This window comes from Kitasatospora sp. NPDC059462 (assembly GCF_042749955.1).
GTDB lineage: Bacteria > Actinomycetota > Actinomycetes > Streptomycetales > Streptomycetaceae > Kitasatospora.
The window spans coordinates 1-6609 of the sequence record NZ_JBHYUU010000293.1 but is presented as its reverse complement, the minus strand read 5'-3'; the positions used below and the strand labels follow the sequence as shown (position 1 = coordinate 6609).

Below are 6609 nucleotides of genomic sequence, written 5' to 3'. Positions count from 1 at the left end.
CGCCGCGACAGTGCGTCGCGGCGGGCCCCGCCCGTCCCGTTCGCTCAGGCCCGGTCGCAGGCCTGCGCCCGCAGCGCGCGGGCCAGGTCGTCGCGGCGCTCCAGCACCAGCCGGCGCAGCGCGGGCGCCGCGTCCGGGTGGCCGCTCAGCCAGGCGTCCGCCTCGGCCAGGGTGGCCTCGTCCACCTGCGCCTGCGGGAAGAAGCCGCCGACGATGCGCATCGCGATCTCGATGGTCCGCTCGGCCCAGACCCGCTCCAGCAGCTTGAAGTACGGCGCGGCGTAGAGCGCGGTCAGGTCGCGGTGCGCGGGCACCGCGAAGCCGGCGATGTTGGCCTCGACCAGCGCGTTGGGCAGCTCGTCGGAGTCGACCACGGCGGACCAGGCGGCGGCCTTGGCCTCCGGGGTGGGCCGGGCGGCCAGGCACTGGGTGTGCTGGCGGCGCCCGCTCGCCGTGTTGTCGGCGGCCAGCTCCCCGGCCAGCTCCTCCTCGCCGGCCTGGCCGGCCGCGGCCAGCGCCAGCCACAGCGCCCAGCGCAGCTCCTGGTCGACCTCCAGGCCGTCGATCCGGGCGGTGCCGGCCAGCAGGCCGCGGACCAGCCCGAGGTGCTCGGAGCCGTTGGCGGTCTGCGCCAGGAAGCGGGCCCAGGCCAGCTGGTGGTCGCTGCCGGGGGCGGCGGCGCGCAGTTCGCGCAGCGCGCCGTCGGCGAGCAGCCGCCCGCCCTCGCCGCGCCAGGCCGGGTCGGCGTAGAGGTCGACGGCGCCCTTGGCCTGGGTGTGCAGCGACTGCAGGACGCCGATGTTGGCCTCCTGGCCGGCGAAGCGCAGCACCAGCGCCACGTAGTCGCGGGCCGGCATCAGGGCGTCGCGGGTGAGGTTCCAGACGGCGGACCAGGCGAGCGCGCGGGCGAGGTCGTCCTTGATGTCGCCGAGGCCGCCGCGCAGGGTCTCCAGCGACTCCTCGTCGAAGCGGACCTTGCAGTAGGTCAGGTCGTCGTCGTTGAGCAGGACGAGCGCGGGCCGGGGGCGGCCGGCGGCCTCGGCGACGACGGTGCGCGCGCCGGTGACGTCCAGCTCGAAGCGGGCGGTGCGCACCAGCGCGCCGTCGGCGTCCCGGTCGTAGAGGCCGACCGCGATCCGGTGCGGGCGCAGCACGTCGCCGTCCTGGAGGACGGCGAGCTCGGTGATCCGGCCCTCGGCGTCGGCGGTGAGCTGCGGGGTGAGGGTGTTGACGCCGGCGGTCTGCAGCCAGGCGGCGGCCCAGGACCCGAGGTCGCGGCCGCTGGTCTCCTCCAGGATGCCCAGCAGGTCGGCGAGTTCGGTGTTGCCGAAGGCGTGCCGCCGGAAGTAGCGGCGGGCGCCCTCGAAGAAGGCCTCGGCCCCGGCGTAGGCCACCAGCTGCTTGAGCACCGAGGCGCCCTTGGCGTAGGTGATGCCGTCGAAGTTGAGCTTGGCGTCCTCCAGGTCCCGGATGTCCGCGGTGATCGGGTGGGTGGTGGGGAACTGGTCCTGCCGGTAGGCCCAGGCCTTGCGCTGGTTGGCGAAGGTGACCCAGGCGGACCGGTAGCGGGTGCCGGCGCCGACGAGGCCGTAGGAGCCCATGAAGTCGGCGAAGGACTCCTTCAGCCACAGGTCGTCCCACCAGCGCATGGTGACCAGGTCGCCGAACCACATGTGGGCCATCTCGTGCAGGACGACGTTGGCGCGGCCCTCGTAGGCGGCGTCGGTGACCTTCGAGCGGAAGACGAACTCCTCGCGGAAGGTGACGCAGCCGGGGTTCTCCATGGCGCCGATGTTGTACTCGGGGACGAACGCCTGGTCGTACTTGCCGAACGGGTACGGGTAGGCGAACTGCTCGTGGAAGAAGTCGAGTCCGAGCTTGGTGACGCCGAGGATCTCGTCGGAGTCGAAGTACGGGGCGAGCGACTTGCGGCACATCGCGGAGAGCGGGATGTCCAGCACGGTGCCGTCGTCGAGGGTGCGGCTGTAGTGGTCGCGGGCGACGTGGTACGGGCCGGCGACGACGGCGGTGAGGTAGCTGGAGATCGGCCGGGTCGGCGCGAACTCCCAGGTGCGGGCGGCGCCTTCGGCGGTGACCTGCTCGTGCGGGGCGTTGGACCAGGCGTCCCAGGCGGCCGGCGCGGTGACGGTGAAGGTGAACGGGGCCTTCAGGTCGGGCTGTTCGAAGGTGGCGAAGACCCGGCGGGCGTCGGCCGGCTCGTAGTGGGTGTAGAGGTAGGTCTCGCCGTCGACGGGGTCGGTGAAGCGGTGCAGGCCCTCGCCGGTGCGGCTGTAGGCGCAGTCGGCCTCGACGGTGAGCACGTTCTCGGCGGCCAGGCCGTCGACGTGCACCCGGGCGCCGTCGTAGGCGGCGGCCGGGTCGAGGGCGCGCCCGTTGAGGGTGACGGCGCGCACGGCGGGGGCGAGCAGGTCGACGAAGGTCGACGCGCCCGGTTCGGCGCAGCGGAAGGCGATGGTGGTGGTGGAGCGGAAGGTGGCGGCCGCGGGGTCGGGGGCCGAGGTCACGTCCAGCCGGACGCGGTAGCCGTCCACGGTGAGGATGCTGGCCCGCTGCTGGGCTTCGTCGCGGCTCAGGTTCTTGCCCGGCACGGCGGTACTCCTTTGTCCGGCTCGCACGGTGGTGCGGTCTTCGCTGGTGCGGTGGTGCGGCGCGCTGTGGTGCTGCGGAGGCATCCTTTCACGCCCCTCGCGCGGGTACCATTGCACAACTCGGGCGGGCGGGCCGGAATCAGCGGCGCGGGCCGGGTGTTGCCGCTCGGGGGGCGTGCTCCGACGCGGCCGCGCGGCCCCGGCACACGTACCTCTCCGCACCACTCCGTACCTCTTCGCACTTCTTCCCGGACGATTCGAAGGACGACAGCCGTGACGACTCCCGCTGGTGCCGCCGAGCGCAAGACCGCCGACTTCTGGTTCGACCCGGCCTGTCCGTGGGCCTGGATGACGTCCCGCTGGCTGATCGAGGTCCAGCAGCTGCGCCCGGTGGACGTGAACTGGCACGTGATGAGCCTGTCGGTGCTGAACGAGGGCCGGGACCTCCCGGCGCAGTACCGGGAGCTGCTGGACAACGCCTGGGGCGCGGTGCGGGTGTGCATCGCGGCCGCGCAGCAGCACGGCGACGAGGTGCTGGGCCGGCTCTACACCGAGCTGGGCACCCGTTTCCACAACGAGGGCCTGCCGCAGGACCGGGCGACCGTCGAGGCGGCGCTGGCCGCGGCCGGGCTGCCGGTGGAGCTGGCGCAGGCGGCGGACACCGACGCGTACGACGAGGCGCTGCGCCTCTCGCACAAGGAGGGCATCACCCTGGTCGGCGAGGACGTCGGCACCCCGGTGATCGCGGTCGAGGGCGCGGACGGCGAGCGGGTCGCGTTCTTCGGCCCGGTGGTGACCCCGATCCCGCGCGGCGAGGCCGCGGCCCGGCTGTGGGACGGCACCCTGCTGGTCGCCTCGACGCCGGGCTTCTACGAGATCAAGCGCACCCGCACCGCGAGCCCGTCCTTCGAGTAGGCGGCGGGGAGCAGGCGGGAGGGGCCCGGTACCGTGCGGTGCCGGGCCCCTTCGCGTCGCGGCGCCCCGGTCAGCCGCGGGCGGCGTCCCGGCGCTGCTTGAGCAGACCGGCGGCGGTGAGCAGCGTGACGAGCACGGCGGCCGCGTACAGCTGCCGGCGGTTGCCCTCGGTGGTGGTCATCAGGGCGAGGATGCCGGTTACGGCGGCCATCGCGATCCAGGTCAGGTACGGGAAGCCCCACATCCGCACGGTGAGCAGCTCGGGCGCCTCGCGCTCCAGCCGCCGGCGCATCCGCAGCTGGACGACGCAGATGAACAGCCAGACGACCAGGATCGCGACGCCGGTGGTGTTCATCAGCCAGGTGAAGACGGTGGCGGGCCAGAACTTGGCGGCCACGACGGCGGCGAAGCCGAACAGGCAGGAGGCCAGCACGGCCCGTCGCGGCACCCCTCCGCGGACCTTGGCGAGGGCGCGCGGGCCCTGGCCCCGGCCGACCAGCGAGTAGGCCATCCGGGAGGCGCCGTAGATGTTGGCGTTCATCGCGGACAGCAGGGCTATCAGCACCACGAACTGCATGATCGTTCCGGCGCCGGGCACTCCGAGGTGGCGCAGCACGGTGACGTAGGGGCCGTCGGCGACGACCGCCGGGTCCTTCCAGGAGACCAGGGTGACGACCAGCGCCATCGAGCCGATGTAGAAGATCGCGATCCGCCAGACGGCGGTGCGCACGGCGTTGGCGACGTTGCGCCTGGGGTCCTTGGACTCGGCGGCGGCGATGGTGACGGTCTCCAGGCCCCCGTAGGCGAAGACGGAGGCGAGCAGGCCGACGATCAGTCCGCTGACGCCGGTGGGCAGGAAGCCGCCCTGGCCGGTGAGGTTGGCGGTGCCGGGGGCGCCGGGGCCGAGCACGCCGGCCACGCCGAGCCCGCCCAGCACCAGGAAGGCGATGATCGCGGCGATCTTGACGGCGGCGAACCAGAACTCGAACTCGCCGAAGTTCTTCACCGCGGTGAGGTTGCTGGCGCAGAAGAACACCATGAACAGGGCGACCCAGACCCAGGCGGAGACGCCGGGGATCCAGCCGTTGACGATCCTGCCGGCGGCGGTGGCCTCGGCGGCGACGCCGCAGCAGAGCATCACCCAGTACATCCATCCGGCGGTGATCCCGGCCCAGGGGCCGAGCTCCTTCTCGGCGTGCACGGAGAAGGAGCCGGAGGCGGGGCGGGCCGCGGACATCTCGCCGAGCATCCGCATGATCAGCATGACCAGCAGGCCGGAGAGCACGAAGGCGAGGATGATGGCGGGTCCGGCCGCGGCGATGCCCGCGCCGGAGCCGACGAACAGGCCGGCGCCGATGACGCCGCCGAGCGCGATCATCGACAGGTGGCGCTGCTTGAGTCCGTGGGAGAGCTGCCGGTCGTCGCCGGGGGAGGCGGGGGCGGTGGTCCCGGGCGGCGCGGACGGCGCGGAGGTGGGGGCCATGGGGGGTGGATCCAGACTGTTCGACATGCGGTGCGAGCTGTCCAATATCCGGTGACGTGGCTGAGCATGCCAAGAATGTCCGGTTCGGGACCAGCATGCGGACCTCATCGTGACAGTCCGGACCTTCCCGATCACGTTCCGTCGCCCCGGTGGGTCGGGACCCGACAAGGCGGGCCGCCGGGGCTTTGTCCGGATCCCTGACGGTGTTCGGCGTGATCGCCGCGTAGGTTCGAGGTGATCACTCACCTGGTCCGGCGGCCCTCGGGGCCGTCCGGATCCCCACTGTGCCGAGGAGAGTCCGATGGCCACCGCCAGCACCCCCGTTCCGAGCCGCGCCGTCCTCGCCGACCTGCTGCCCTCCGCCGGCACCCGCCTCGGCGCCCAGGCCCGCGACCTCGCCCTGGTCGCCGGCGGCGCCGCGCTCACCGGCCTGGCCGCCCAGCTGTCGGTGAACGTCCCCGGCTCCCCGGTGCCGGTCACCGGCCAGACCTTCGCCGCCCTCCTGGTCGGCACCGCGCTCGGCACCCGCCGGGGCGTCGCCTCGCTCGGCCTCTACCTACTGGCCGGCCTGGCGGGCGTGCCGTGGTTCGCCGAGGGCTCCTCCGGCTGGTCGATGCCCTCGCTCGGCTACGCGATCGGCTTCGTGCTGGCCGCCGGCCTGGTCGGCGCGCTGGCCCGGCGCGGCGCCGACCGCTCGCCGGTGCGCACCGCCGTCGCGATGGTGCTCGGCAGCCTCGCCATCTACGCCGTCGGCGTGCCCTACCTGGCGTTCGCCCTCGACGTCCCGATGGCCCGCGCCGCCGAGCTCGGCCTCTACCCGTACCTGGTCGGCGACGCCCTGAAGGCCGCCCTCGCCGCCGGCGCCCTCCCGCTGGCCTGGAAGCTCCTCGGCCGCCGCTGAGCGGCGCCCGGTCCGCCGGACGCGACGCCCCCTGCGGAGCCCGGGTCCACGCGCATGCCACACTCATGGGCATGCGCGTGTACCTGGGCTCCGACCATGCCGGATACGAACTGAAGAACCACCTCGTGGAGTGGCTCAAGGAGGCCGGCCACGAGCCGGTCGACTGCGGGCCGCACATCTACGACGCCCTCGACGACTACCCGCCGTTCTGCCTGCGCGCCGCCGAGCGCACCGCCTCCGACCCGCAGTCGCTGGGCATCGTGATCGGCGGTTCGGGCAACGGCGAGGCGATCGCCGCCAACAAGGTCAAGGGCGTCCGCGCCGCGCTGGCGTGGAGCGAGCAGACCGCCGCGCTCGGCCGCGAGCACAACAACGCCAACGTGATCTCCATCGGCGGCCGGATGCACACGGAGGAGGAGGCGACCGGGTTCGTCGAGGTCTTCCTCAACACCCCGTACAGCGGCGACGAGCGGCACACCCGCCGGATCGACATGCTCAGCGTGTACGAGACCACCGGCGAGCTCCCGCCCGTCCCGGCCCACCACCCGCAGCAGGAGGGCTGACCCCTCCCGCCCGTCCCGGCTCCTCCCGGCGGCCGGTCGCGCCCCGCGGCGCGGCCGGCCGCCGCGGTCCCCGCGGCCCCGCCCCCCGGGGTGCGCCTGTCTCGTAAACCAATCTGACGCAGCCCAACACCACCCAAG

At 73.5% G+C, this 6609-nt stretch carries 5 protein-coding genes; 3 read left to right on the top strand and 2 right to left on the bottom strand.

Annotation, left to right across the window (positions count from 1 at the left end; all coding sequences use genetic code 11):
* Nucleotides 1-44 precede the first annotated feature (44 nt).
* Nucleotides 45-2609 carry an aminopeptidase N gene (gene pepN / locus ACFXAM_RS37030; protein ID WP_380298125.1) on the bottom strand — a complete coding sequence of 855 codons (2565 nt, stop codon included), beginning with the start codon at nt 2607-2609 and terminating at the stop codon, nt 45-47.
* A gap of 273 nt (nt 2610-2882) precedes the next feature.
* Here pepN and ACFXAM_RS37025 point away from each other — a divergent pair, with 273 nt between their 5' ends.
* Nucleotides 2883-3524 carry a DsbA family protein gene (locus ACFXAM_RS37025; protein ID WP_380298123.1) on the top strand — a complete coding sequence of 214 codons (642 nt, stop codon included), beginning with the start codon at nt 2883-2885 and terminating at the stop codon, nt 3522-3524.
* Between the two features lie 70 nt (nt 3525-3594).
* Here the strand turns inward: ACFXAM_RS37025 and ACFXAM_RS37020 are convergent, their stop codons facing one another.
* Entirely contained in the window at nt 3595-5007 is a 1413-nt protein-coding gene (locus ACFXAM_RS37020) for an amino acid permease (RefSeq protein ID WP_380298121.1), read from the bottom strand.
* A 301-nt stretch (nt 5008-5308) separates the two neighbouring features.
* Here ACFXAM_RS37020 and ACFXAM_RS37015 point away from each other — a divergent pair, with 301 nt between their 5' ends.
* Together ACFXAM_RS37015 and ACFXAM_RS37010 are read left to right on the top strand one after the other, a co-directional pair.
* Nucleotides 5309-5908 (top strand): biotin transporter BioY, encoded by a 600-nt coding sequence (locus tag ACFXAM_RS37015; RefSeq protein ID WP_380298119.1) that lies wholly within the window; start codon nt 5309-5311, stop codon nt 5906-5908.
* A 71-nt stretch (nt 5909-5979) separates the two neighbouring features.
* Nucleotides 5980-6471 (top strand): ribose-5-phosphate isomerase, encoded by a 492-nt coding sequence (locus tag ACFXAM_RS37010; RefSeq protein ID WP_380298117.1) that lies wholly within the window; start codon nt 5980-5982, stop codon nt 6469-6471.
* Nucleotides 6472-6609 lie beyond the last annotated feature (138 nt).